General features: G+C 63.2%; 25 protein-coding genes. 7 read left to right on the top strand and 18 right to left on the bottom strand.

Going from position 1 to position 23,704, the window contains the following annotated elements; all coding sequences use genetic code 11:
• Window positions 1-58: 58 nt before the first annotated feature.
• The 3 genes from FHS89_RS00785 to FHS89_RS00775 form a co-directional block, all read right to left on the bottom strand.
• Window positions 59-1,795, bottom strand: a complete 1,737-nt coding sequence (locus FHS89_RS00785; RefSeq protein ID WP_184007488.1) for an ABC transporter substrate-binding protein — start codon at window positions 1,793-1,795, stop codon at window positions 59-61.
• A gap of 79 nt (window positions 1,796-1,874) precedes the next feature.
• Window positions 1,875-2,555 carry an MBL fold metallo-hydrolase gene (locus tag FHS89_RS00780; protein ID WP_184007486.1) on the bottom strand — a complete coding sequence of 227 codons (681 nt, stop codon included), beginning with the start codon at window positions 2,553-2,555 and terminating at the stop codon, window positions 1,875-1,877.
• Between the two features lie 9 nt (window positions 2,556-2,564).
• Window positions 2,565-3,395, bottom strand: coding sequence for a phytanoyl-CoA dioxygenase family protein (locus tag FHS89_RS00775; RefSeq protein ID WP_184007484.1), 831 nt, complete (start codon window positions 3,393-3,395; stop codon window positions 2,565-2,567).
• Between the two features lie 142 nt (window positions 3,396-3,537).
• Here FHS89_RS00775 and FHS89_RS00770 point away from each other — a divergent pair, with 142 nt between their 5' ends.
• Window positions 3,538-4,368 (top strand): AraC family transcriptional regulator, encoded by an 831-nt coding sequence (locus tag FHS89_RS00770; RefSeq protein WP_184007481.1) that lies wholly within the window; start codon window positions 3,538-3,540, stop codon window positions 4,366-4,368.
• On the opposite strand, the gene FHS89_RS00765 is transcribed toward FHS89_RS00770, so the two are convergent.
• From FHS89_RS00765 to speB, 15 genes are all read right to left on the bottom strand, one after another.
• Entirely contained in the window at window positions 4,365-5,849 is a 1,485-nt protein-coding gene (locus FHS89_RS00765) for a malonate--CoA ligase (RefSeq protein WP_184007479.1), read from the bottom strand. The genes FHS89_RS00770 and FHS89_RS00765 overlap by 4 nt on opposite strands.
• 60 nt (window positions 5,850-5,909) lie before the next feature.
• A complete protein-coding gene (gene gdhA / locus FHS89_RS00760; RefSeq protein ID WP_184007477.1) occupies window positions 5,910-7,253 on the bottom strand; it encodes an NADP-specific glutamate dehydrogenase in 1,344 nt (447 codons plus the stop codon).
• Between the two features lie 69 nt (window positions 7,254-7,322).
• A complete protein-coding gene (locus FHS89_RS00755) occupies window positions 7,323-8,315 on the bottom strand; it encodes a DNA topoisomerase IB (RefSeq protein ID WP_184007475.1) in 993 nt (330 codons plus the stop codon).
• Window positions 8,312-8,527, bottom strand: coding sequence for a hypervirulence associated TUDOR domain-containing protein (locus FHS89_RS00750; RefSeq protein ID WP_184007473.1), 216 nt, complete (start codon window positions 8,525-8,527; stop codon window positions 8,312-8,314). Before FHS89_RS00750 ends, FHS89_RS00755 begins: the two co-directional genes overlap by 4 nt.
• A 60-nt stretch (window positions 8,528-8,587) precedes the next feature.
• Window positions 8,588-9,085, bottom strand: a complete 498-nt coding sequence (locus tag FHS89_RS00745) for an OsmC family protein (RefSeq protein ID WP_184007471.1) — start codon at window positions 9,083-9,085, stop codon at window positions 8,588-8,590.
• Entirely contained in the window at window positions 9,082-9,990 is a 909-nt protein-coding gene (locus tag FHS89_RS00740) for a fumarylacetoacetate hydrolase family protein (protein WP_184007469.1), read from the bottom strand. The genes FHS89_RS00745 and FHS89_RS00740 overlap by 4 nt, the downstream gene beginning before the upstream one ends.
• Complete coding sequence (locus FHS89_RS00735; RefSeq protein ID WP_184007467.1) at window positions 9,987-10,769, bottom strand: cyclase family protein; 783 nt, start codon at window positions 10,767-10,769, stop codon at window positions 9,987-9,989. Before FHS89_RS00735 ends, FHS89_RS00740 begins: the two co-directional genes overlap by 4 nt.
• A 13-nt stretch (window positions 10,770-10,782) precedes the next feature.
• Window positions 10,783-12,093: a TRAP transporter large permease gene (locus tag FHS89_RS00730; RefSeq protein WP_184007465.1), complete on the bottom strand. Its 1,311-nt coding sequence runs from the start codon at window positions 12,091-12,093 to the stop codon at window positions 10,783-10,785.
• Window positions 12,090-12,599, bottom strand: coding sequence for a TRAP transporter small permease subunit (locus FHS89_RS00725; RefSeq protein ID WP_184007463.1), 510 nt, complete (start codon window positions 12,597-12,599; stop codon window positions 12,090-12,092). Before FHS89_RS00725 ends, FHS89_RS00730 begins: the two co-directional genes overlap by 4 nt.
• A gap of 3 nt (window positions 12,600-12,602) precedes the next feature.
• Window positions 12,603-13,661 (bottom strand): C4-dicarboxylate TRAP transporter substrate-binding protein, encoded by a 1,059-nt coding sequence (locus tag FHS89_RS00720; RefSeq protein WP_184007461.1) that lies wholly within the window; start codon window positions 13,659-13,661, stop codon window positions 12,603-12,605.
• A 45-nt stretch (window positions 13,662-13,706) separates the two neighbouring features.
• On the bottom strand, window positions 13,707-14,357 hold the full coding sequence (locus FHS89_RS00715) for a TetR/AcrR family transcriptional regulator (RefSeq protein WP_184007459.1): 651 nt from the start codon (window positions 14,355-14,357) through the stop codon (window positions 13,707-13,709).
• An 82-nt stretch (window positions 14,358-14,439) separates the two neighbouring features.
• Window positions 14,440-15,612: a M24 family metallopeptidase gene (locus FHS89_RS00710; RefSeq protein WP_184007457.1), complete on the bottom strand. Its 1,173-nt coding sequence runs from the start codon at window positions 15,610-15,612 to the stop codon at window positions 14,440-14,442.
• 120 nt (window positions 15,613-15,732) lie between these two features.
• A complete protein-coding gene (locus tag FHS89_RS00705; RefSeq protein WP_184007455.1) occupies window positions 15,733-17,070 on the bottom strand; it encodes a glutamine synthetase family protein in 1,338 nt (445 codons plus the stop codon).
• On the bottom strand, window positions 17,067-17,669 hold the full coding sequence (locus FHS89_RS00700; RefSeq protein WP_184007453.1) for a class I SAM-dependent DNA methyltransferase: 603 nt from the start codon (window positions 17,667-17,669) through the stop codon (window positions 17,067-17,069). Before FHS89_RS00700 ends, FHS89_RS00705 begins: the two co-directional genes overlap by 4 nt.
• Window positions 17,666-18,613 carry an agmatinase gene (gene speB / locus FHS89_RS00695; RefSeq protein ID WP_184007451.1) on the bottom strand — a complete coding sequence of 316 codons (948 nt, stop codon included), beginning with the start codon at window positions 18,611-18,613 and terminating at the stop codon, window positions 17,666-17,668. Before speB ends, FHS89_RS00700 begins: the two co-directional genes overlap by 4 nt.
• A gap of 63 nt (window positions 18,614-18,676) precedes the next feature.
• Here speB and FHS89_RS00690 point away from each other — a divergent pair, with 63 nt between their 5' ends.
• From FHS89_RS00690 to FHS89_RS00665, 6 genes are all read left to right on the top strand, one after another.
• Window positions 18,677-19,339, top strand: coding sequence for a GntR family transcriptional regulator (locus tag FHS89_RS00690; protein ID WP_184007449.1), 663 nt, complete (start codon window positions 18,677-18,679; stop codon window positions 19,337-19,339).
• Between the two features lie 130 nt (window positions 19,340-19,469).
• Window positions 19,470-20,192: an extensin-like domain-containing protein gene (locus FHS89_RS00685; RefSeq protein ID WP_184007447.1), complete on the top strand. Its 723-nt coding sequence runs from the start codon at window positions 19,470-19,472 to the stop codon at window positions 20,190-20,192.
• 56 nt (window positions 20,193-20,248) lie between these two features.
• Window positions 20,249-21,013 (top strand): (Fe-S)-binding protein, encoded by a 765-nt coding sequence (locus tag FHS89_RS00680; protein WP_184007445.1) that lies wholly within the window; start codon window positions 20,249-20,251, stop codon window positions 21,011-21,013.
• Window positions 21,014-21,143: 130 nt separating this feature from the next.
• Window positions 21,144-22,574 (top strand): lactate utilization protein B, encoded by a 1,431-nt coding sequence (locus FHS89_RS00675; protein ID WP_184007443.1) that lies wholly within the window; start codon window positions 21,144-21,146, stop codon window positions 22,572-22,574.
• Window positions 22,571-23,215: a LutC/YkgG family protein gene (locus tag FHS89_RS00670; protein ID WP_184007441.1), complete on the top strand. Its 645-nt coding sequence runs from the start codon at window positions 22,571-22,573 to the stop codon at window positions 23,213-23,215. The genes FHS89_RS00675 and FHS89_RS00670 overlap by 4 nt, the downstream gene beginning before the upstream one ends.
• Window positions 23,212-23,565, top strand: coding sequence for an MmcQ/YjbR family DNA-binding protein (locus tag FHS89_RS00665; protein WP_184007439.1), 354 nt, complete (start codon window positions 23,212-23,214; stop codon window positions 23,563-23,565). Before FHS89_RS00670 ends, FHS89_RS00665 begins: the two co-directional genes overlap by 4 nt.
• Window positions 23,566-23,704 lie beyond the last annotated feature (139 nt).

Below are 23,704 nucleotides of genomic sequence, written 5' to 3'. Positions count from 1 at the left end.
AGATGATGTGAATGGGATGCGGCGGGCACCGACGCGCCCGCCGCTCAGGTCTGAGACGTTACTCAGCCTTTTCCAGATTGTGGATGATCTGGTGGGTGTGGTTCCACCAGAATGCTGGATGGTTGTAGTTGTTCTCAACCGTCGGCCAGCCCGTCCAGTAGGTGGTGTTGTAGGGCAGCAGTTTCGCGGCCTGCACCAGCGGGATGAACGGCATTTCCGCATCCAGGTACTGATAGGCTTCGGCCACCATCGCCGGGATCGCCGGATCGCCCATGCCAAGGCCACCCATCTCATCCACGATTGCGGTATAGGCCGCCGCCGCGTCACTGTTCCAACGGGCCGTGTTGTTAAAGCCCGGAGACCGCTCACCCACCGGCACAACCGAATGGTTGGTATAGCGGGTCATCGACGCCCATGGCTCGTTCACGGACGAACAGGACAGCCAGCTATAGCTCATCTCATAGGCACCGAAGGGCAGCACCTCACCCCAGAACACGCCGTTCTCCACGGGAACGGAGCGCGCGGCGATGCCTGCCCGATTGAGCTGCTCGACCACCACGTCGATGGTCCGGGTGTATTCGGTGGAGGCGGAGTTGACGTGGATGTCCACGCTCAGATCCTCACCATCCTTCTCATAGATCCCGTCCGATCCCATGGAGTAGCCTGCCGCCTCGATCAGCGCCTGGCCTGCCGCGACATCCGCCGATGCCGGCAGGCCATACCCGGCCTCGACAACCGCGTCGATGAACGGCGCCATGGAGCCGTATTGCGCGAACATCGTCTGCGACGCGACCGTGGTGCCCTCATAGGCGACATTCACGATCTGGTTGCGGTCGATGATATGGGCCACGGCCTTGCGCATATTCGCGTCATCCCATGGCGCGACGGTGGTGTTGATCTCCAACTGGCGCGCGCAGGGATCGGGCCATGCGTAAGGATAGCCGTTATGCCATGCGATCACGTTCGGGTTGCGGGCCTGAATGGCCTCGAACGTGCCGATGGTGACGTTTTGCGCCGCGTCGATCTGGTTTGAGGCCATCAACTGCGCGCGGCTTTCCTCGCCACCCGTTTCCAGCCAGATCAGGCGCAGCGGCTCCGGCAGGTCCATGAACCCGGTCTTGGCACCCCACCAATTGTCGTTCCGGTCCCAAATCGCCCGGTTCGTCGCGGCAGAGGTGAAGGTATAGGGCCCGGTGCCAATCGGCTCGGCAAAGGCGAAGGTCGCGGGATCTTCCACCTCAGACCAGATATGCTCCGGCATGATGAGGAAAGAGCCGAAAATCCGCACGCCGAAATTCTCGACATGGAAGCGCGGGTTGGGGTTTTGCAAGGTGAACTTGACCGTCAGATCGTCGATCTTTTCGACCATGGCGACCTGACCCCGGATCGTCGCGGCCTCCCGCTGGGACAGCTCCTCATTGCCAAGCGCCATGTTCACGGTGAACACCACATCATCGGCGTTGAATGCCTCTCCATCGGACCATTCCACACCCTCACGGATCGACAGGGTCCATTCGGTGAAATCACCGTTCGGCTCGAATGCGGTGCCCAGCCACGGGTCAAGGTTGCCGGTCTCATAATTCAGGATAAAGAGCGGCTCCCACATCGCCTGATGTGCGCCGTGCTGCCGCTTGGTCCCGGATGTGAACCAGTTGAAATTGCCCGGATCCTTGATCGTGCGATCCAGATCGAAGATCACCGTGTCCTCACGCGCGACATCCTGCGCAAGGGCCGCACCCGATGTCAGGGCGAGCGCTGCGGCGGATGCCAGCATGACCATTTTGGTCAGTCTCATGTGTTTTCCTCCCATGGTTGGATGCGCCAGTCGCATCCTGTGATCAACGGGCGTTCATGCACCCGTATTCTTTTGCCCGTCAGCGCGCGTAGTCCATGACCAATACGCGGGTGCTGTCGGGAATATCGTCTGCGGTCAGCTCCACCTCGTGATTGCAGGCGAAATCGACCGCCTCATCCTTGAAATGGCTCAGGAAACTTTCGATCCACATCGTGTTGCGCGGGCGATAGGTGAGCGTGCGGAAATGCATCGGGATCACCAGCTTGGGCTGCACCCGGTGGATCATCTTCATCAGGTCGGGCAATTCGATGGTCAGATACCCGCCCGCCAGCGCGAACAGCACATCCACATCCTCGAAAAACGCGATCTGCTGATCGGTGAGCGGATTGCCCACATCCCCCATATGCGCAAATTTGATCCCGTCGAGGGTGAAACGGTACATCCCGTTTTGCCCCGGCACCGCGTGTTCCGGGTGGTGGTCCCATTCCGCGGCCTCAATCGCGGTGACCTCCAGCCCGGCAGCATGGCCGCGCCCACCCGTTTGCGCGATCTTGAGCGCGTTCAGCACCTCCGGCGCGCCTTGGATCAGATCGGCCCGGCAATGCGCGTCATCATCATCGGACGAAATCAGAACCAGATCGGCACTTTCGGTAATGGGGGCATAGCCGACACCTTCGGGCGTATAGGGATCGGTAATGACAATCGGCCCCTCATGGGGCGTCAGTCGAAACGATGCGTGGCCATACCATTTGATCTTCATGAAGGTGCCTTAGTTGTTGCCCACGACATGCGGGCTGGTGGTTTTCGTGATGTCGTTGTTGTCGGGGCGGGGATGGGTCCGCCATTGGCCGGACGTGTCCTCGCCCCGACACAGGATCGCCTCGACCCCTTTGGCCCAGGCCGCATCCGTGATCCGCACCTCCGGGCTACAATAGCGCAGGGTGAGGCCACAGCGTCGGCGATCCGAATGGTTGGGCAGGGAGCCATGCACCAGCATGTCCGCATGCATCGACATCTGCCCGGCCTTGAGCGCGTTGGTGAAGGGCGCGCCCAGCGCCTCCGCGCCGTCCGTCTCAATGTGGAACACGCTCTCGCCCTGCGCCGCCCGCACCTTCAGCGCCCCTTGCGCATGGGTGCCGGGGATAAAGCGCATCGCGGAATTGGCCTCATCCGCATCATCAATGGCAAGCCAGACCGTGACCGTCCGCGCGGGGCTGAGCGACCAGAAGGACGCATCCTGATGCCATGGCACGGCCCGCGCATCGCCGGGGGCTTTTGACAGGATGGCACTGGCCCAGCACAGGATATTCGGCCCGATCAGATCCTCCAGATGGTCAAGAATCCGCGCATTTGTGCAGATGTCCCATAGGCCAGAGAGCCGCGCCTGATAGCAATTCACGCCATAAGCGCCCGCCTCCCCCATATCGGCCATAAGCCCGTTGAGGTAGCTGCGAATCTCTGAAATCTCATGCGGATCAAAGATATCGAAGGGCTGCATGAACCCCAATTCGTTATATTTCTCAATATCTTGAGGCGTAAGGACGCGTGGCGCGTCATTGACGACCGGCTTGAATGATAAGTCCCGCTCTATGTCCAGCATATGCGCCTCCCCTTTGGTATGACGTTAGCCAGATTGACGGTCATGAAAGAGGGCGGGGCTTGACATTTATGTGTGGTATTTTGACTTAATGCCTATGCATTGTGCGCCAAACGCTGCATAGATAGGCATCATGAAAAACCGCATGTTCTCGATTGACTCGTATCTGCAACCGCATGAGTCGTTTCATTTCGCGCGCAAGCTCTTGGATGCCAAGCCGCCCCGCTTTGCCCATTACCACGATTATTATGAGCTGTTCATCGTGGAGAAGGGCGCGGTCAATCACTGGGCCAATGGCCGGGACGAGCGGTTGGAGGCAGGCACCATCGCCTGTATCCGCCCCGCCGATGTGCATCATGTGAGTGCGGCCGCAGACACGGGCGCGCAGATCATCAACGTAATGTTTCGCACCGATACCGCCGATCATCTGGTCCGCCGCTATGGTGCCGATCTGGAAAACCACTTCTTCTGGTCAACGGAGCCGCAACCGGCGACCTATACCCTGTCCGGCCCCCGGTTCGAGCGGGGGGTGAACCTGTCTCTTGATCTTCAAACCACCCGCCGCAGCCTTGCCCGGATTGAGCGGTATCTTCTGGCGATCATGACCGGGGTGGTGGACCTGTCCGAGCAGTCGGACCCGACCCTGCCTGGCTGGCTGATCCAGGCCTGCGCACAGGCCCGCCTGCCGGAGGTGTTTCGCGAAGGGGCGGCAGGGTTCGTGATGGCCGCCGGGCGCGGGCACGAGCATGTTTGCCGCAAGACAAAGGAGCATCTGGGCGTCACCCCATCCGCCTATATCAACCAGATCCGCATGGAATACGCGGCCCATATGCTGCGCTCAGAGGATATCACCGTCTCCGGCGTGGCGGAGCTTATCGGGATGGAAAACCTCAGCCATTTCTACCGCACGTTCAAAAACCACTACGGCATCACCCCCCGCGCGTATCGTCACCAGCACCAGAAAAGCCCGTTCTAGCGGAACACACCCGCATACTCCGCCCGAAGAGCCGCTTTTTGCACCTTGCCCATCGTGTTGCGCGGCAGTGCGTCGATCAGGGCGATGTGGCGGGGTTGTTTGAACGCGGCGAGCTTCTCGCGGCAGGCCCCGCGCAGGGTGTCCAGGTCCACAACCGCGCCCTGCTCCGGCACGATCAGCGCCACCGGGCTTTCGCCGAAATCGGGATGCGGCGCGCCGATTACGGCCGATTCCAGCACACCGGGTTGCGCATCCAGCACGTCCTCCACCTCCTTGGGGTAGATGTTGAACCCGCCAGAGATGATCAAATCCTTGCCCCGTCCCACGATCTGCACATAGCCGTCCGGGTCCATCAGCGCCAAATCACCCGTGATGAACCAGCCATCGGGGCGCAATTCCTCCGCCGTCTTTTCCGGCATCTGCCAATAACCCTGAAACACGTTTGGCCCGCGCACTTCGATCACGCCGATCTCCCCCGCTGCGACCTCGGCCCCGTCCGCCATGATCCGCACTTCCACACCCGGCAGGGGCGGGCCGACAGTGCCCGCGCGCCGCTCCCCGTCATAGGGGTTGGAGGTGGTCATGTTCGTCTCCGTCATGCCGTAGCGTTCCAGAATACGGTGCCCGGTCCGGGCCTCAAACTGGCGATGCGTCTCCGCCAAAAGAGGGGCGGAGCCGGAGGTGAACAATCGCATCCCTGCCACCAGATCAGCGGTGAAACGCGGGTCGTCCAACAGGCGGGTATAGAAGGTCGGCACGCCCATCAGGCTCGTCGCACGCGGCAGGTCCGCGATGATCTGGTCCCGGTCGAATTTCGGATGAAACAGCATCGCCCCGCCCGAGAGCAGCATCACATTGCTCGCCACAAACAGGCCATGGGTGTGGAAAATCGGCAGCGCGTGGATCAGCACATCCTCCGCCGTGAACCGCCACGCCGCGACCAGCGTTTCCGCGTTTGACAACAGGTTATGCTGGCTCAACATCGCACCCTTTGAACGCCCCGTCGTGCCGGAGGTGTAGAGGAGTGCGGCAAGGTCATCCGGCCCGCGCGCCACGGTCTCAAACGCCGCCGACTGACCGGCCGCTGCCGCGTCGAATGCGTCCATCCCCATCAGGGTGGCATCCCCCGCAATGGGCGCAAGCCGCGCACGGGCCGCATCATCGCACAGCATCAATCGCGCCCCGGAATCCCCCAGAAAATACGCAACCTCATCAGGGGTGTAGCCCGTGTTGAGCGGCAAAAACACTATCCCAGCCCGGACGCAGGCCGCATAAACCGCGAGCGCTTGCGGGCTTTTCGCGGCCTGAAGCACCAGCCTGTCCCCCGCCCTCAGCCCCAGCGTGGTGAGCGCATTGGCATAGCGCGCCGCGAGGGTCAGGAACCGGTCATGGCTCCACACCGCGCCATCCGGTGTTTCCAAAAACCGCGTCTCAGCGCCATGGTGCCGCCCGAACAGGGCGTCGTAGAGGGGATTGGTCATGCCCGGCCTTTCGTCATTGCCCGCGCAGGATGACCCAAACGCACGCCGGGTTCAAACCCGTCAGATCACGCCAAAGGCCGCGATTGCGGTGGCCACTTTGCGGTAGCCCGCGATATTGGCGCCCCGCCGATAATTGATCCGGCCCCCGGCGCGGCCCTCATCGCGGGCAGTGTCGTGGATCTGGGTCATGATCCGCATGAGCGCGCGGTCCACTTCCTCAGCCGTGCTGAATTGGCCATGGGCGTTTTGGCTCATTTCCAGCCCGGAGATGGCCACGCCGCCCGCATTTGTCGCCTTGCCGGGGGCGTAAAGGATGCCTGCCTCCTCGACCGCGGCAAGTGCGTCTGCCGTGAGCGGCATATTCGCACCTTCCGCGATCAGTTTCACGCCGCCCGCCATGGCCGATTTTGCGGCCTCTGCGTCCATCTCATTCTGGGTGGCACAGGGCAGGGCGATATCGGCCTCGAACTGCCATGGCAGCGCGCCCTCGTGGAATGTCAGGCCAAGCGCCTTTGGCGGGTTCGACAGATCGCCCCCGGCGGCTTTCTGCGCGCGCACCCACGCGACCGCGTCCTGATCCATGCCGTCCGCGCAATGCACGGTGCCGGATGTGTCAGACATTGTGACGACGCGCGCGCCCTCGACAATCGCTTTCTCCGCCGCATGGGTCGCCACGTTCCCCTTGCCGGAGATGGCGATGCGCTGCCCTTCTAGCAAATCCCCTTGTTCGCTGAGCATCGCGGCCACGAAATAGATCAAGCCATAGCCCGTCGCCTCCACCCGCATCGCGGAGCCGCCAAAGGCCTGCCCTTTGCCCGTCAATGCGCCCTGAAACAGGCCGTGATGCTTCTTATACGCCCCGAAAAGGTAGCCGATCTCGCGCGGGCCGACATTGATGTCGCCTGCGGGCACGTCCTCATCGGGGCCGATATGATGGGCAAGCTCGGCCATGAAGGCTTGGCAAAACCGCATGATCTCCCCTTCAGAGCGGCCCTTGGGATCGAAATCCGCGCCGCCTTTTCCGCCGCCCAAGGGCAGGCCCGTGAGCGCGTTCTTGAACACCTGCTCGAAGGCGAGGAATTTCAGGATCGACGGCTGCACGCTGGGGTGAAACCGCAGCCCACCCTTGTAGGGTCCGATGGCGTTCGACATCTGCACCCGCCAACCCCGGTTGATCTGGAGCGTGCCCGTATCGTCCTCCCATACGACGCGAAAGGTGATGATCCGGTCTGGCTCCGTCAGTTGTTCGAGGACACGTGCGGCGGCGAATGCGCTGTTGGCTTTCTCCACCGTCAGAACGTCCTCTGCGACTTCTTCCACCGCCTGAAGGAACGCGTCCTCCCCCGGATTGCGGTCGCGGATGGTGGTCATGAAGGTCTCGACAAGTTCTGAGCGGGTGGCCATGCGTGGCTCCTGTTTTGTGGTCTGTTGCGAGGTTAACCGCTGGCCGCGGGGCATTGTTCCTTGGGTGCGTCACTGCGTCAGCAGCGCCCGTAGGGCCGCTTCGCCCTGTCGCAATCCGGCTCGTGGCGTGGGGCGTAGGGTGTCCAGCCGCGCGATCCGCGCCTCCGGGGGCAGGTCTGTCAGCGCGATCACGTCCGGGTGGATGTAGCTGTCGCGCGCGATGCTGACCGTGTTGTGGAGCCGCGCGGCAGCGGCCTCCGCCATGTCCTTGATCGTCAGCGGGCCATCGGCGCGGTGCGCGGTGATAAAAGCCGCAAGCGTGCCATGCCATGTGCGAAACGTCTTGGCGGTCGTGCCGTCGCCCGCGACCTCCGCCAGCAGCGCATTGACCTGATCGGAGCGGACCATCCGTGCGCGCCCCGCATCGTCAAGCCATGTGATCAGCTCCGCCCCCGGCAGATCATCGAATTTCTGGAACGCACGCGCCAGCCGCGACCCAGTGAGCGATTTGCGCACCCGCCGCCCACCCTTCGCGGTGTAGCGCAGCGCGATGCGCCCCTCAGCGACATCAAGGTGATCGGAGCGTAGCGTCGTCGCCCCATAACTACCATTCTCGGCGGTGTAGTCAGGATGCCCGAGCCGCAGCGCCCCCCGATCCAACAGCGCAAGCACGGCGGCCAGCGCCAGCCGCTCCTCCCCCGCATCGGCGCGCAGCCCCTCCGCGATCCGGCGGCGCAGGGCGGGCAGCCGCTCGCCAAACGCGGCGAGCCCGTCATATTTGGCCCGCGCGCGATATGTCGCCCAGTCTGGATGATAACGGTATTGCTTGCGCGCCCGCGCATCCCGCCCCGTGGCCTGCAAATGACCAAGCGGTTCGGGGCAGAGCCACACGTCCTCATAGGCGGGCGGCACCGCAAGCGCGTTGAGCCGCGCCCGCTCCGTCTCCGCGTCAATTCGCGTGCCATCGGGCGCGGTATAACTCCACCCTCGCCCTGCGCGCCGCCGTGTGATGCCGGGGCGGGTGTCGGGGTAATAGATCAGGCCGGGCGGTGCGCTGCTCACGCGGGGTCAAGCTCCGTGATGGACTTGAGCACCTGATCGCCATCCTCCTGCTCAATAAGGAAGGCTGGTTCGTCTTCGCTTGCGTCCCGCGTCACTTCTGTCCCGCTGAGGGTCCGGGTGACCTTGCTGGTGAACCGCTCCGTCACGCGACCGGTGCCGGTGCCGTTCCCCCAGTTCCATTCTACCGTATCGCCAACCGTGATATTGGCCATGATGATCCTCCGTTCTTGCCGTGGTGGATCAACAGGTAGGGCGCCGTTTGGTTCCTGCGACTAAACGTCGATATACCCCTCATCGGTTTTCAGCCGATGCCGGATCGTGTTGGCCTGACCCAAGGTTTGTTCCAGAAAACAGCCCTTTTTCGCGGCCTCAATGAGGGCGGTGGTTTTCTCGATCGGGTCGGGGCTGTCCAAGAGGATATCAATCTCGAAACTCTTTGGCCCGGTTTCATAAACCCGTCCGGCTTTGGCCCAGTCCCAGACAACGCGGGTCTCTACCTTCAGATCGTCAATCGTCACATCGAGCCGTTTGGCGAAGGCGCGGATTTGCGTCATGATGCAGCCCGTCAGACCCGCCACGAACAGCGCCAAGGGCGGCGGCGCGGTCGCATCCCCGCCATGAAACGGTCCCTCATCACTGGCAAGGCTGAACCGCTCCACCATCGGGCGGGACATCACCACATCCAACTCATTGCGCATCTTGCCCGTCGCCGTGCCGTAGCAGTCAAACTGCACCTCCGCGCGGTCGGGCATCGTGTCTGGTGTGCTCATTTGACGATCCTGTTGGTGAGGGTGCCGATCTTCTCAATGGTGAGGGAAAACGTGTCACCGGGTGCAAGCCGTTTGCCGATCTCCAGCCCGCAGCCCGTGCCGACCGTGCCGGACCCGATGACCTCCCCGGGATAGAGCGTTTCGGAGCGGGAGATATGCGCGATGATCTTCGCAAAGGAATGGTGCATGTTGCGGCTGTTCCCGCCGCCCCACCGCTCTCCGTTGATGACTGCCTCCATCTCAAGCGCGGCTGGATGCGGCACCTCGTCGGCGGTCACGATCCATGGGCCAAGGATATTGCCTGTGTCGAAATCCTTGCCTTTCGCGGGGCCAAGCTGGCCTGCCATTTCCACCATCTGCGCATCCCGCGCGGACACGTCATTCAGCACCGTATAGCCAAAGATATGGCCCGGCGCGTCCGCCTCTGAAATATCCGTGCCGCCCTTGCCGATCACGATGGCAAGCTCCAACTCGATATCCAGAAACTCCGCGTAATTCGGCCAGCGCACATCCTCCCCATGGCCGATGAACGACATGCGGTTGCCCTTGTAATACACAGGCTGATCGTACCAGACGGGCGGAATGGCGAAGGGCCGCCCGGTCATCTTTTCGGCGGCGGCGAAGGAGTTTTTCAGATGCTCCTCAAACACCAGACAATCGCGGTATTGCACGGGCTTGATCGGGCAGCGGTGGGTTACGTCCGACAGGTTGAGCACGGCGTGATCCGGCGCTGCCGCCAGTGCTGCGCGCGCGGCCTCTAGCCCGGCCTCCCCCGCCTCAACCAGCGATACCATATCCGCGAAACAGGCCTCATCCGATGCAGCGGCCAGGTCCAAAACATGCGCGTCATCCAATACCGCCACCACGCGCGCGCGGCCCGCGGCCTCTACCGTTCCCAGTCTCATCCTTCATCCTCCAATATGGCCACGGCGCGGGTGAACCCGGCTGAGGCGCGTTTGATCTTCACCGGGAAGCAGGAAATCGTGAACCCGGTCGCAGGCAGCGCCTCAAGGTTCGACAGCTTCTCCATATGGCAATAACCGGTGTGCATGGACGCGCGATGCCCCTCCCAGATGATCGAAGGATCATGGGTTTCCGCCCAGCGTTTCGCAGTGTGGGAGAATGGCGCGTCCCAGCTCCATGCATCGGTGCCCGTCACCCGCACACCGTGATCGAGCAGAAACAGCGTCGCCTCCCGCCCCATGCCGCAGCCGCTATCGACATAATCGTCATGGCCATAGCGCGCGCCCGCCGCCGTGTTCACGACCACGATATCCAAGGGGCGGAGGGTATGGCCGATCCGGTCCAACTCCGCGCGCACTTCATCCGCACGCACCACATAGCCATCGGGCAGGTGCCGGAAATCGAGCTTCACACCGGGGTTAAAGCACCATTCCAGCGGCACCTCATCAATCGTCGCGGCGGGCTTTCCGCCATCCATCGTCGAATGATGGTGATAGGGCGCATCAAGATGCGTGCCGTTATGGGTGGAGACGTTCATCATCTCCACCGCCCAGCCTTCGCCGCCCGGCAAATCCTCCGCCGTGAGACCGGGGAAGAAGCTGGCCACCTGCGGCGCTGTCATCTTGTGATCGAGGTAGTTGATCTCTGGCAGCATGATCGGTGGGTCGGATTTGATCCCGGCCTCCAGCGCCACGGAGATATCAATGAAACGGCGTGCCATCTGGCCCTCCCTCCTAATGCGGTAACAGCCCGGTTGCGATCCATGGGAAGGCGAGCACAAGTGCCAGCACCACGACCATCAACCCGGCAAAGGGGGCTGCCCCTTTGAAAATATCGCCCAAGCTGATCGTCGGATCATCGAGCGTGGATTTGATGACATAGACGGATATGCCAAAGGGCGGCGTCAGCAATCCAATCTCCACCGCCAGCACCGTCACGATCCCGAACCAGATCAGATCAACCCCCATCGGCCCCACCACCGGCAGCATCAGCGGCACGAGGATCAGCATGATCGAGGAGCTATCAAGGATCATGCCCATCGCGATCATCACCGCGACATACAAAAGGATCAATGCCCAAAATCCGATCTCAGCCGTCGCGACATAGCTGCCAAAGCCCGCAGGCACGCCGGAAAAGGCCAGCATCCGCGAATACATTTGTGCCGCGATAATGAGAAAACAGATGGAGGCGGTGACAAGCCCGGTCTCCACCAGCACTTTCCACAAACTGCGCAGGGTGAGGGTCCGCTTCATCAGCCCAAGGATGAGCGCGCCAATCGCCCCCATCGCGCCCGCCTCCACCGGTGTGAAGATGCCCGCATAAATCCCGCCCAAAACCAGCACGATCAGCGTGGCAATCGGCAGGCCCTTGCCGAGCACCTCGCGCCGCGACAGACCGGGCGTATCCCCATCATCGGGCGTGCCGACAAAACCGGGGGTGAAGATCGCCATCGCGATGATCCCGCCCGCGAAAAACAGCGCCAGCAGCAGCCCCGGCCCGATGCCCGCGATGAACAAATCCCCGATGCTTTGCTCCGTCAGGATACCGTAGAGAATGAGCAAAAGGCTCGGCGGGATCATCATTCCCAGCACCGAACTGCCCGCAACCACCCCCACGGCAAAGCGAGGATTATAGCCGTGCCGGATCATCTGCGGCACCGCGATCTTGGTGAACACGGCGGCGGATGCGATGGAAATCCCTGTGATCGCGGCGAAGATCGCATTCGCGCCAACGGTGCCGACGCCAAGCCCGCCCTTGATCTTGCGAAACAGGCTGTTGGCCACGTCGAACGCATCCCGGCCAAGGCCCGCTTCCGACACCAGAAAACCCATCAGCACGAACAGCGGCACCACACCGAAGAAATAGCTCGCAATCGCGTCATTCGCCGCCAGTCCCAGTAGCTTTGACGCCAAAATGGGGGAGCCTTTGATGGCCCAGACCCCTAGGAAAGAGCACAGGATCAGCGCAATCGGCACATATAGCCCCGACAGCACCAAAACGCCCATGCCGCCAAGGGCCAGCAACCCGATGTCAAACGGGGTCATGTGCCATATCCATATCGCCGCGCGATGCGGGCCAGAAATTGCAGAACGAGCATACTGCCCCCGATCAGGATCATCGCTTTCACGGGCCAGACGGGGGCGGTGAAATCCCCCACCGCGCCGACAAATTCACCCCGCTCAAACGCGCGGGTAAAGATCGGCCATGTGGCGTGCACGATGGTGCCGACAACGAACATCGCGGCCAGATCGAACAGGCTCAACAGGGCGCGGGCCGTTCGGGGGGCGCGCCGCTCCAGCATGTCGGTGAACGCCTCCGAGCGGGTCATCCGCCCCGCGCGCAGCGCCTGCGGGATTTGCAGAAACACGATCGCCACGATGCTGAGCGTCACCATCTCCGGCACGCCCGAGAGCGGCGCGCCCATCAGGTTGCGCCCCAGCACATCCGCCCCGATCAGCACCATCAGGGCCGCGATCAGGAGCGAGCCTATGACATTGAGCCCCTGCGTCGCGCCATCAAGCACACGCAGGGGCAGGGGATCACGGGACAAGGGTTACTCCATGTCCCAGTTGCGCAGGGGTGTCGCACCCGCGTCGCGCATCGCGTTCATGTAAAGCTCAAGGATCTCCGTCCCTTTCTTGCCCTGCGCATCAAGGGACGCGGCCCATGTCTGTGCGGCGTTGTCCATGCCAGCGGCCCACGCGGCGCGCATCTCTGGCGAGGCGTCGGTCACGGTGGCACCCTGCGCGGCCATCGTGGTCAGCGATGTCTCCACCGCGCCTTCGAGCGCATCCATATACCACGCCTGTGCGGCATCGGCCCCGGCAGTGAGGGCGGCCTGCACGTCAGCGGGCAGCCCGTCATACCAATCCATATTGGCACACAGCGCCCCGGAGAATTGCGCGCCCAGCCCCGCCTTGGTCACATATGGCGCCACCTCATAGAGCTTGCCCGGCAACGCGGCGGAGGCAAACACGATCACCCCGTCATACACTCCCGTTTTCAACTCGTTGTAATAGGTCGTCAGGTTGCCCGACACGCCAACAGCACCCGTGCCCGACAGCCAGTTGATCGCGGGCCCCGGTGCCGCGATCTTGCGCCCATCGAGATCGGCGAGGCTCTCCACCGGGAAATCGGTCATCAAGAGATAGTCATCAATCCCCACCGGCGCGCCCAGATAGACGACATTGTTGTCGGCATAGGCTTCGGTCATGCGCGGATCGGTCTTGTGCAGATCATGCATCAGCGCGTTTACCCCGCGGGCATCATCGCTCACGAAGGGGGTGTAGTAGGTGACGTTCTGCACGGCGAGTTTCGCGGGATCAAACAGCGATGAGCAAACGCCGATTTCCGCGAGCCCCACCTCGACCGCCTCCAATTCCTCCCCCACACCGGCGATCGCGCCGCCATATTGCTCGGAGAAGGTCATGGAATGGCCGGAGCCTTCAAGCTCTGCCTGCACGGTCGGAATGAAACTTTCCGAAATCATCCGCACCCAGCGAAACACCGGCGGATGCCCCGCCGCGATGGTGGCGTTATAGCTTGCGGTGACGCCTGCCGTGGGGATGGCTGCAATCGCGGCAGCAACGGTCAGTCCTGTCAGTTTGTTCATGTGATCCTCCCTAGTGGATATGAATGGCCCCGCTGGCTTTGCGCCTTATGTCGGGGTGGTCTGGTCCTTCTCGATCAGGCCGCGCAATCCGGCGGCGGCATGAATTGTCAGATTGCGGATGATATCCTCGGTCTCATCGGGGTGGCGCGTGGCAAGACGCTCGCGCCGCCCGTCCCGGCTGACACTCGCGATCAGCATCCCGATGGCAAAGGTATAGGCCCATGTGATCGCGTCCTTGCTGGCCCCCGGTGCGGCGTCCTGCAAGGCGGCGATGAATCTGCGCGCAATCGGGTCGTAATGCTCCTGCACCAGCGCCTGATCCCGCGCGCCCCCTACGGCAAGCCCTGCGAAAATCCGGGCATAGACCTTACCGCCCCCTTCCTCGCCCAAGGGCGGGCGGAAAAGGGCGTCGAAAATCCGCTCGATCCGGTCGGGCGCGTCCACGGGCACGGCATCCAGCAGCGCCTGACGCCCCGCATTGATGAGCGAGGACCGCCGCGCGATCACTGCCGCATACAACCCTTCCTTGGTGTCGAAATGATAATGGATCAGCCCCTGCGCGACGCCTGCCGATTGCGCAATCGCCTTCATCCCCACGCCGCCGAACCCCGCTTCGGAAAACGCGGCCTCCGCTGCATCAAGGATACGCTCCTGCGCGGCGGTAAAGGTGTCGTGCTGGCGTGCGGCTGATTCCATACCTCACGATAGCAAGGCTGACTGATCAATCAATCAGTTTTTATTTCACACCAAATCGCGCTGATAAAATCTATTTTCTCAATTACTTAACAAAAAGCCCGCGCGGCGTGCCCGTCAGAAACTCCGCCCCCTTTTCTGTCACCAGCACGGGCTCCGTGATCTCGATCCCCCCATCGTCGAGCCACAGCGCGGGCATGAAATGAAACACCATGCCTGCCGCGATCACCGTGGTGTCGCCTGCCCGGAAGGATGCTGTCCGCTCCCCCCAATCGGGCGGATAGCTCAACCCGATGGGATAGCCGCAGCGGCTGTCCTTGCTGAAGCCGAACCGCGCCAGCGTGCCGTTGAACGCGGCGGCCACATCTTCGCACAGCTTACCGGGCCGCAGCACCTCCATCGCCGCGCGCGTGGCCTCCAAAACGGCCTCCTCCGCCCGCCGATACTGCGCCGGGGGCTCCCCGAAAAACAGCGTCCGCGATTGTGGCGCGTGATAGCGGCGATGAACGCCTGCCAATTCGAAAAACGTGGGCTCGCCTGCGCGCAGGGGCTGGTCATCCCATGTCAGATGCGGGGCGGTGGCATCCATGCCCGAGGGCGCCATGGGCACAATCGCCGGATAATCGCCCCACGCCCCCTCCACCCCGCGGATACCGGTGCGGTAGATCTCCGCGATGAGGTGATGCTTGGGCATCCCCGGTTCGGCCTGCTCCAGCATCGCGCGATGCATCTGCTCCACGATGCGGGCGGCCTGCCGGATATAGGCGATCTCCCGCGGCGATTTCACGATCCGCTGCCAGTTCACCAATCCCGTCGCATCCTCCAGATACGCCTCCACCCGGCCTGACAGAACATCATGCGCCTTGGCCGAGTAATAATAATTGTCCAACTCCACCCCGATCCGCCGCCCGCCCAGATCGGCAATCACCCGCGCCAGATCCTCCATCGGATGCTGATCGGGGTTTTGCACATACCGATCCGCATAGCTGCGAATACTGTCCGTACCTGCCATGAACACGGTCCGCGCCGCGCCTGCGGCATCCATCCCGCGCCCCCACCAGACCGGCGCGTCCTCCAGCGGCAGGATCACGGCCTGATGCACATAAAACGACCAGCCGTCATAGCCGGTGAGCCACGCCATATTCGACGGATCAGACACGACAAGCAGGTCGAGCCCCCGCCCCGCCATCGCCGCCCGCGTGCGCGCGATCCGCGCCTTATACTCGGATGTCTCGAAATTCGGGGAATGGGTGGTCATGGCGCGTCCTCCTTGCGCCACGATCAGCCCCAGATGCGCGCCCTGTCAATCACGCGCTTCCCACACCCATTTCAGTTTCTACAAATATCCCGACGCAACGCGGGCAAAAGAGCATTCGGCCTACAGGGCACGCATATACACATCAAATTCCACATCCGTGACCCGCGTGCGCAGCGTGTCCATCTCCTGATGCTTCATCAGCGCATAGACCCGCTGGAATTCCGCGCCCAGCGCCCGCGCGATGAACGCATCTTCCTCAAACGCGGCCACGGCCCGTCCCCAGCCAAGCGGCAGGGGCGCGCCATGCGCCTCCGTGGGCTCGCCTTCCACCGCTGGCCCCGGATCGGCCCTCTCGTCAAGGCCTTCCAGCACCGCTTGCAGGATCACGGCGAGCACCAGATAGGGGTTCGCGTCCGATCCCGGCACCCGATGCTCCACCCGCGCGCCCGCGCCCATGGTCGTCGGCACCCGCAGCGCCGTGCCGCGATTATCAAGACCCCATGCCGCGATCGTCGGCGCATAGGATCCCGGTGCCAGCCGCCGGAAACTGTTGAGATGGGGCGCAAACACAAGCGTGGAGGCGGGCATCACGTCGCGCAATTTCGCCACCACTCCGGCAAGCGAGGGGTTCAACACGCCCTCCTCCGCGCCAGAGAACAGGTTGCGCCCGTCCTTGTCCAACAGGCTCACATGGAAATGCATGCCCGAGCCGGACTGATCGCCATAGGGTTTCGCCATATAACAGGCTTCCATCCCATTCGCGCGCGCCACCCCGCGCAATGCGTATTTCAAAAGGATCGCCTGATCCGCCGCGCCCACCGCATCATTCGTATGCGCCAGATTGATCTCGAACTGCCCCGGCCCGAACTCGGCCAGCGCGGCATCCGCATCCGCGCCCAGCGCCTGTGCCGCGTTGCGCATGTCGTTCAGGATCGGCACGAACGGGTCTTGCACCGACAGCCGGTAGACCTGCGCATCCAGCAAACGGTCCCCCGTCATCGGGGAGATCGGCGGCTGCCCGCGTCCGCCCGCATCGCGCTGCGCGTCCATCAGATAAAACTCAAGCTCCGGTGCCACCACCGGGGTCAGCCCGCGCGCCGTGAACCGTGCCACGACCGTCTCCAGCACCTGACGCGGATCATAGGGGTTCGCGCTGCCATCGGCCATCATCAGCGACATCAGCGCCACCGCCTGATTGCCCCCGCCCCATTGCGCGGGGCCAAAGGCCACGAGCTTGCCCACGCCGTCAGGATCGCCCACATCAATCGCCAGTCCCGCGCCCTCGGTATCTTGCGACAGCACATCAAGGTTATGGGTGGAGATGGGCATCCGCACCCCGCCAAACAGCTTATCGGCCTGATCCGCTGGCAAATGCTTGCCCCGCGCCACGCCATTCATGTCTGGAAACACAAGCTCGATTATCTCGATACCAGTGAGGTCGATATCTGCGGGCGTCATGCCGCGTCCTTTCGTGCTGTCAATATGACAAAGGGGGAGATGTCACCGGACAGGCCGGTATCGCGCCCCTCGCGCTCTGTCTCGATACGGAACCCCGCGCTGGTGAGCAAGCCGCGCAATTCCGCAACCGTATAGAAGGCATAGTTGCGGCCCATCCGGTCCCGCTCCATCCCCTGATCCCCGGTTTTCATCCCGATATGAAACAGCCCACCCGGTGTCAGGGCATGGTGGATCGCGCTCAGGTGCCGGGGCAAGTCCGCCCTGTCGGCATGGAGCAGGCTGAAATTGGCCCAGATGCCATCAAAGGTTTGCGAAAAGTTAATATCGTCAAAGGTTTGCACCTCCGCCGCGATCCCAAATGTTTCGCGCGCGAAACAAACCATCTGTTCCGACGCGTCCCATGCGGTGACCTGAAATCCCGCATCGCGCATCATTGCTGCCGAATTCCCCGGCCCGCAGCCAAGGTCCAGAACTGCCCCGCCCGGTGTCACCCCGTCCATGAAGCGCTGCAAATCGGCGTCCGGCGTGTCGCGGCTGACCAAACTGGCGTATTTCTGCGCCTGCGCGTCATAAACGGCGATGGTCTCAGGATCGCTCATGCAGGGGCCTCGGCGTAGAGGCACAAGAGTTGCAGCGCCACCGTCGCCCCGGCAAGCGACGTGATCTCCGCCACGTCATAGGCGGGGGAGACCTCGACCACATCACCGCCCACGATATTGATCCCCGCCAATCCGCGCAGGATCGTCATCGCCTGATGGGTCGTCAGCCCGCCCACCACGGGCGTACCGGTGCCCGGTGCGCAACTGGGGTCCAGCGCGTCAATGTCGAAGGTGACATAGCACGGGCGATCCCCGACCCGCGCCTTGATCGCGGCGATTGTGTCGGCCAGCGGCGTCTCATGGACGGTGATCGCATCGCGGATTTCGATCCCCATCGGATCGTCATTGGTGGTGCGGATGCCCACCTGAATGGAGCGGGCAGGATCAATGATCCCTTCCTTCACCGCGTGATAGAACATGGTGCCATGGTCGATCCGCTTGCCGTCATCTTTCCAAGTGTCGGTATGGGCATCGAACTGGATCATCCCCAATGGCCCATGTTTCGCGACATGCGCCTTCAGCGACGGATAGGTGGTGAAATGATCCCCGCCGATCAGCAGCACGCGCGGCACCTCTGCCAGCACGCCCGCAATCGTGGCCTCGATATGATCCGGGACGTCCTGCGGGTGGCCCGCGTCGATATAGATGTCGCCCCAATCGCCCACGCTCAGCCGCTCAAACGGGTCAAAGGCGCTGGGCCAGGCGCGCGACCAAGCAAGCTGGCTTGAGGCCGCCCGCACCCCGCGCGGGCCGAACCGCGTGCCGGGCCGATTGGTGACGGAGGTGTCGAACGGCACGCCCATCACCGCCACATCCAGCCCCGCCGGATCGCGGGTCAGCTTGCGCCGACAGAATGACAGCGCACCGGAATACATCTGCTCATCATGCGTGGTCGCCCAAGTGTCGCGGGCGGTAAAGGCGTAGTCTTTGCGTGGGTCGGTCATTGGAATTCCATGATGCTGACTGCCGTGCTTGACCGCTGCGGCAATTGTGATCACAGATTGTCCATGACCCCGCGCGAGACACAAGAGCAAATCCCAACGCCCCCCGTCGGTACTGCCCATGACCGGGTGTACCGCAAGCTGCGCACGATGATCCTGCATGGGGAGGTCGCGCCGGGGGCGAGCATGACCATTCGGGGCATCGCAGAACAACTCGGCACCTCGACCATGCCCGTGCGGGAATCCCTGCGGCGGCTGGTGGCCGAGGGCGCGCTGACGATGAGCAAGTCGGGCCGCATCTCGACCCCTGAATTGACCAATGACCGGATTGAGGAACTCGCCTCGATCCGCGCGCTGCTGGAGCCGGAATTGGCCGCCCGCGCCTTGCCGCGGGCGCATCTGGCATTGATCGAGCGGTTGCAGGCGCTGAACCGCCAGATCGCCACGCTGGTACAGGATGGCGCGCGTCAGGGCTATGTCCGGGCCAATCTGGAGTTTCACCGCACGCTCTATTTGCGCGCACAGGCCCCCGCGATGCTGGCGCTGACGGAAACGGTATGGCTGCAATCAGGGCCGACCTTGCAGGCGCTCTATGCGAAACAACAGCAGACCCGATCCGTGGAGGCGCATCAGAAAATCATCGCGGCGCTGAAAGCAGGCGACGAGCCGGGCCTGCGCCTTGCCGTGCGCGCAGACGTGACGGGCGGCTTGCGGATGCTGGTGAGTTGAGGCGCGCGGCGGCGGCTCTCCTGATCTTGTCGCCCGGATTCAAGCGCAAAGCGCGCCGGGCGATCGTCGGACCGGCCCCACGGGCCGACGATTTTGCGCAATTCGCGGATCGCTAAGAGGTTAGCCTATCATGACGGGGATAAATCGCGCGGCGGCTCTGTGGATCGTCGTCCCCCGGTCCGCCGACCGCCCGGCGCGCGCCGCTGGTCCCATCGGTGTTGCCGACGGGCATTTTCCGACTAGTGTTGATCTTAGCCTCAATCATCATGGTGCGATCATGCTGCGATCCGTGTTCCTTGCGTTTCTATTGCTCCTGCCCCTGGCCGTGCAGGCGGATGAGCCGTTTCAGACCGGGCTGTGCGGTGACGTGCGGGTCACTGGCTGGCCGGTCGCGGAGGTCACGGGGGAAGGGGGCTGCGGCATTGTTGAGCCGGTGCGGCTTGCCTCTGTCGCGGGTGTGCGGATTGAGGGGGAGGCGCTGGTGTCCTGCGCCTTCGCCCGGACGCTCGCGGATTGGGCGGAGGCTCCGGCGCTCAATGGCCCGCGCCCCGTGGTGGCGCTGCGCAGTTCTGCCGCCTATGTCTGCCGCCCCGTGACCGGGGGTGCTGCGCTGTCGAACCACGCCTATGGCATGGCGATGGATGTCACAGGCTTCATCCTGCCCAACGGGCGGGAGGTTTCGGTGCGGGACGGCTGGAACGAGGCATGGCGGCGCGGCTTTCTGGAGAACACCTATGCCGCGGCCTGCAACAGGTTTGATACCGTGCTTGGCCCCGACTTTGACGCCGCACATGCCGACCATTTTCACCTTGATCTGGAGCCGGGCGGGTGGGCAGCGGCATACTGCCGCTAGGCAAACGGGATTTCGTGTGGTAAATAAATTTTACCAATTTTGAGGAAGCCCTGCCAATGCCACCGACCAATCCCCGCGTCGCCCTGTTCGCGACCTGCCTTGTGGACATGTTTCGCCCCTCTGTCGGGTTCGCGACCGTCAAGCTGCTTGAGGAGGCCGGCTGCGAGATCCATGTTCCCGAAGCGCAGACCTGCTGCGGCCAGCCCGCGTGGAATTCAGGCGACCGGGAAACCGCGCGCGATATTGCAAAACAGGTGATCGTCGCGTTTGAGGGGTATGATTACACGGTGCTTCCCAGCGGCTCCTGCGGGGCAACCATCGCGAAGGACTATCCGGCGATGTTTGACGAGGGCGACCCGTGGCGCATCCGGGCAGAGGCGCTGGCGCGCAAAACCTTCGAGATCACGAGTTTCCTCACAGATGTGATGGGGGTTGAGACCGTCGCGGCAGAGGTGCCGCGCCTTGTGACCTATCACGACAGCTGCTCCGGCCTGCGGTCGCTGGGAGTGAAGGCGCAGCCGCGCAAGCTGCTGGCCTCTGCCGGGGTATCGGTGCGGGAGATGGAGGAAAGCGAGGTCTGCTGCGGCTTTGGCGGCACGTTCTGCGTGAAATATCCCGACATTTCCAACAGCATGGTGAATGATAAGGTCACGAATGCAACGGCCACCGGGGCAGAGATGCTGCTGGCCGGGGATTTGGGGTGCCTGATGAACATGGCCGGTAAGGCCAGCCGGGATGGAAAGCAGATCGAAGTGCGGCATGTGGTGGAAGTGCTGGCAGGCATGACCGACACGCCCGCGATTGGGGAGGGGCAGGGATGACTTGGCAACGGATGACGACAGAAGGCCAGCGCCCGGCCCGGCGGGGAGGGCGTGAAGCGCCCGCCCCGTGGGGGGCGGGACGGGCGCTGGCCGGGTCTTACGCCCCGGCAAAAGCACAGGAACCCACCCGATGACCGTTCAATCCACCACCCCGCAATTCAAGCAGAACACCAAGGACGCGCTGAAAAACGCGAACCTCCAGACCGCGCTGCGCGACACCCGCAACGGCTTTGTCGGCAAACGGGCCGCGGCGCGCGAAAAGATGGGTGTTGACGAGTTTGAGGGTCTGCGCGACGCCGCGCGCGATCTGAAGAACCACACGCTCGCCAATCTCGATGTGTATCTTGAGATGTATGAAGAGCAGGTCCGGGCCTCTGGCGGGCATGTCCATTGGGCCAAAACGGCGGAGGACGCGCAGCGCATCGTGCTCGATATTTGCCGCAAGGCCGACGCCAAGACGGTCAACAAAGGCAAGACGATGATCTCCGAGGAATGCGGGATCAATGACTTTCTTGCGGAGAATGGCATCAAACCGGTCGAAACCGATCTGGGCGAATACATCATCCAGCTGCGCGGCGAACACCCCAGCCACATCATCGCGCCTGCCGTTCATGTCACGGTGCCGGAGGTGCGCGACGAGTTTCGCAAGGCGCACACGCATCTCGATGCGGATCGGAACCTTGATGGTCTGGACACCCTGTTGAAAGAAGCGCGCGGCGTGCTGCGCGAAAAGTATTTCGAGGCGGAGGTCGGCATCACGGGTGCCAATATGCTGATCGCGGAAACGGGGCAAAGCATCATCGTCACCAATGAGGGCAATGGCGATCTGAGCCAATCGCTGCCGCGTGTGCATATCGTGATGGCCAGCTTAGAGAAGATCGTGCCAACGCTCGAGGACAGCGCCACGATCCTGCGTGTGCTTGCCCGCTCTGCCACGGGGCAGGATATGAGCGTCTACACCACGTTCAGCAGCGGCCCGCGCCGCGCGACCGACCCGGATGGGCCGGAGGAATATCATGTTGTGCTCTTGGACAATGGGCGCACCGATATGATCGGGACAGAGTTTCAGGACATGCTGCGCTGTATCCGCTGCGGGGCCTGTATCAACCATTGCCCGGTCTATCAGACGGTCGGCGGCCATGCTTACGGCTGGGTCTATCCCGGCCCGATGGGATCGGTGCTGACGCCGAGCCTCATTGGTGTGGAGGAAGGCGGGCAATTGCCCAATGCCTCCACCTTCTGTGGGCGGTGCGAAAGCGTGTGCCCGATGCGTATTCCGCTGCCGAAGATGATGCGCCACTGGCGGGAGCGGGAATTTGAGAAGAACCTCACGCCCTCCGCGATGCGCTATGGGCTGAAAGCATGGGCTTTTGTGGCCAAGCGGCCATGGCTCTACCGCGTGAAAACCCGCGCGGCGATCATGGCGCTGGGCCTTCTGGGGCGGCGAAAGGGGCGGTTTGCCGCGCTCCCCTTGGCGTCCGGCTGGACGGGTGGGCGGGACATGCCCGCGCCGGAGGGCGATACCTTTATGGCGCAATGGAAAGCGGGGAAACGGCCATGAGCGGACGCGACGAGATCATGCAGAAGCTGACCCGAACGCTGGATCAGGGCGATGGCCGCGCGGCCCGTCAGGCGGCGGTGCGCGCGCATATGGCCAAACCGGGCGGGCCAGTCCCGTCCATCGCGCGGGAGGAGGACGCGGTGGGCGCGTTCATCGAGCGGGCGATCAAGGCGGACGCGACCGTGAGCCGGATCGCGAGCGCCGACGATCTGCCAAAGGCACTGGCGGAGGAGTTGCGCAACCGCAACCTGCCCGCCGCGATCCGCCATGGGGCCGACCCGATGTTTGCGGGCCTTGACTGGGGCGGGCTGGAGACGAGCGTCGGCATTGGTCGGATCGAAGAGCCCGCGACCTTGAGCCGGGCGGAATTCGGGGTGGCCGAGACCGGAACCTGCGTGCTCGCCTCGGGCGCGGACAACCCGGTGACGCTGACCTTTCTGGGGGAGACGCATTTCGTGGTGCTCGATGCGGGCGATATCCACAAGGGATATGAGGATATGTGGGCGGCGCTGCGCGCGCGCGGGCTGACCCCCCGGACGGTGAACATGGTGACGGGGCCAAGCCGCTCCGCCGATATCGGGCAGCAATTGCAGCTTGGGGCGCATGGGCCGGTGGCGCTGCATGTGTTCGTGATCGGATGACGCCCTCGGAGGCCGAAGCCTATGCGCTGAGCCTGCCCGGCACCTTTATGGTCGTGCAATGGATGGGATCGCATGTGTGCAAAGTGGGCACGGCGGACAAGAACAAGGTCTTTGCCATCTTCGCGGGCGAAGGGGAGGGGCGTGTGACGCTGAAATGCGCGGATGAGGAAACCGCGCGCTTCCTCATTGAGATCGGGGCGGCGACAAAGGCGCCCCATTTACCCCGTGGCGGGTGGATCGCGCTGAATGTCGCGGATGTCGGGGATGAGGAGATGCGCGAGCGGCTCATGACGTCCCATGCGGTGCTGAAAGCCAGCCTGCCCAAATCGGTGCAGGCGGCGTTGGGATAGAAGGCGACCGGGCATCCCTTGAGCAAGGCGCGCTCCCGCACGTCGGCTTCGCCTCCCTTTGGGCCGGGCCGGCGCTGCGCGCCGGTTTAAGATTGCGCTGAGGTGTTTGAGGAACAGGTGTGTTCCTCAAATCACCCGT

The organism is Rubricella aquisinus, from assembly GCF_014199445.1.
Classification (GTDB): domain Bacteria; phylum Pseudomonadota; class Alphaproteobacteria; order Rhodobacterales; family Rhodobacteraceae; genus Rubricella; species Rubricella aquisinus.
Note: the sequence above shows the minus strand (reverse complement) of the source record. Positions and strands in the feature narration are given on the sequence as shown.

Coding starts and splice junctions, on each gene's coding strand:
- FHS89_RS00720 (WP_184007461.1), bottom strand. CDS start 13,661: ATGAACAAACTGACAGGACTGACCGTTGCTGCCGCGATTGCAGCCATC.
- FHS89_RS00675 (WP_184007443.1), top strand. CDS start 21,144: ATGACCGTTCAATCCACCACCCCGCAATTCAAGCAGAACACCAAGGAC.
- speB (WP_184007451.1), bottom strand. CDS start 18,613: ATGACCGACCCACGCAAAGACTACGCCTTTACCGCCCGCGACACTTGG.
- FHS89_RS00710 (WP_184007457.1), bottom strand. CDS start 15,612: ATGACCACCCATTCCCCGAATTTCGAGACATCCGAGTATAAGGCGCGG.
- FHS89_RS00750 (WP_184007473.1), bottom strand. CDS start 8,527: ATGGCCAATATCACGGTTGGCGATACGGTAGAATGGAACTGGGGGAAC.
- FHS89_RS00685 (WP_184007447.1), top strand. CDS start 19,470: ATGACGGGGATAAATCGCGCGGCGGCTCTGTGGATCGTCGTCCCCCGG.
- FHS89_RS00785 (WP_184007488.1), bottom strand. CDS start 1,795: ATGAGACTGACCAAAATGGTCATGCTGGCATCCGCCGCAGCGCTCGCC.
- gdhA (WP_184007477.1), bottom strand. CDS start 7,253: ATGGCCACCCGCTCAGAACTTGTCGAGACCTTCATGACCACCATCCGC.
- FHS89_RS00680 (WP_184007445.1), top strand. CDS start 20,249: ATGCCACCGACCAATCCCCGCGTCGCCCTGTTCGCGACCTGCCTTGTG.
- FHS89_RS00665 (WP_184007439.1), top strand. CDS start 23,212: ATGACGCCCTCGGAGGCCGAAGCCTATGCGCTGAGCCTGCCCGGCACC.
- FHS89_RS00700 (WP_184007453.1), bottom strand. CDS start 17,669: ATGAGCGATCCTGAGACCATCGCCGTTTATGACGCGCAGGCGCAGAAA.
- FHS89_RS00770 (WP_184007481.1), top strand. CDS start 3,538: ATGTTCTCGATTGACTCGTATCTGCAACCGCATGAGTCGTTTCATTTC.
- FHS89_RS00745 (WP_184007471.1), bottom strand. CDS start 9,085: ATGAGCACACCAGACACGATGCCCGACCGCGCGGAGGTGCAGTTTGAC.
- FHS89_RS00740 (WP_184007469.1), bottom strand. CDS start 9,990: ATGAGACTGGGAACGGTAGAGGCCGCGGGCCGCGCGCGCGTGGTGGCG.
- FHS89_RS00715 (WP_184007459.1), bottom strand. CDS start 14,357: ATGGAATCAGCCGCACGCCAGCACGACACCTTTACCGCCGCGCAGGAG.
- FHS89_RS00705 (WP_184007455.1), bottom strand. CDS start 17,070: ATGACGCCCGCAGATATCGACCTCACTGGTATCGAGATAATCGAGCTT.
- FHS89_RS00670 (WP_184007441.1), top strand. CDS start 22,571: ATGAGCGGACGCGACGAGATCATGCAGAAGCTGACCCGAACGCTGGAT.
- FHS89_RS00735 (WP_184007467.1), bottom strand. CDS start 10,769: ATGGCACGCCGTTTCATTGATATCTCCGTGGCGCTGGAGGCCGGGATC.
- FHS89_RS00775 (WP_184007484.1), bottom strand. CDS start 3,395: ATGCTGGACATAGAGCGGGACTTATCATTCAAGCCGGTCGTCAATGAC.
- FHS89_RS00730 (WP_184007465.1), bottom strand. CDS start 12,093: ATGACCCCGTTTGACATCGGGTTGCTGGCCCTTGGCGGCATGGGCGTT.
- FHS89_RS00780 (WP_184007486.1), bottom strand. CDS start 2,555: ATGAAGATCAAATGGTATGGCCACGCATCGTTTCGACTGACGCCCCAT.
- FHS89_RS00765 (WP_184007479.1), bottom strand. CDS start 5,849: ATGACCAATCCCCTCTACGACGCCCTGTTCGGGCGGCACCATGGCGCT.
- FHS89_RS00690 (WP_184007449.1), top strand. CDS start 18,677: ATGACCCCGCGCGAGACACAAGAGCAAATCCCAACGCCCCCCGTCGGT.